Here is a 1114-nt window from a genome sequence, read left to right on the forward strand (position 1 = left end):
AACACCTTCGTTGGTAAGCCCTCGGCCTATTAGTACCGGTCACCTCCACACATTACTGCGCTTCCAGTTCCGGCCTATCAACCCAATGATCTGTTGGGGGCCTTACCCCCTCGAAGGGGGTGAGAAACCTCATCTTGGAACAGGCTTCCCGCTTAGATGCTTTCAGCGGTTATCCCTTCCGAACGTGGCCAACCAGCCATGCCCCTGGCGGAACAACTGGCACACCAGAGGTTCGTCCGTCCCGGTCCTCTCGTACTAGGGACAGCCTTCCTCAAGTTTCTGACGCGCGCGGCGGATAGAGACCGAACTGTCTCACGACGTTCTAAACCCAGCTCGCGTGCCGCTTTAATGGGCGAACAGCCCAACCCTTGGGACCTACTCCAGCCCCAGGATGCGACGAGCCGACATCGAGGTGCCAAACCATCCCGTCGATATGGACTCTTGGGGAAGATCAGCCTGTTATCCCCGGGGTACCTTTTATCCGTTGAGCGACACCGCTTCCACACGCCGGTGCCGGATCACTAGTCCCGACTTTCGTCCCTGCTCGACATGTCTGTCTCACAGTCAAGCTCCCTTGTGCACTTACACTCAACACCTGATTGCCAACCAGGCTGAGGGAACCTTTGGGCGCCTCCGTTACACTTTAGGAGGCAACCGCCCCAGTTAAACTACCCACCAGGCACTGTCCCTGAACCGGATCACGGTCCGAGGTTAGAAGTCCAATACGACCAGAGTGGTATTTCAACGACGACTCCCACGACACTAGCGTGCCGCTTTCACAGTCTCCCACCTATCCTACACAAACCGTACCGAACACCAATACCAAGCTATAGTGAAGGTCCCGGGGTCTTTTCGTCCTGCCGCGCGTAACGAGCATCTTTACTCGTAATGCAATTTCGCCGAGTCTGTGGTGGAGACAGCAGAGAAGTCGTTACGCCATTCGTGCAGGTCGGAACTTACCCGACAAGGAATTTCGCTACCTTAGGATGGTTATAGTTACCACCGCCGTTTACCGGGGCTTAAATTCTCAGCTTCGCGGACGAATCCGCTAACCGGTCCTCTTAACCTTCCGGCACCGGGCAGGCGTCAGTCCGTATACCTCGTCTTACGACTT

1 rRNA gene is annotated in these 1114 nt (G+C 56.0%); it reads right to left on the reverse strand.

Annotation, left to right across the window (positions count from 1 at the left end):
* Positions 1-9: 9 nt before the first annotated feature.
* Positions 10-1114 (reverse strand): 23S ribosomal RNA (locus tag ACYVLQ_RS31760); the annotation flags it as partial.

It is taken from the genome of Nocardia thraciensis (genome assembly GCF_054782435.1).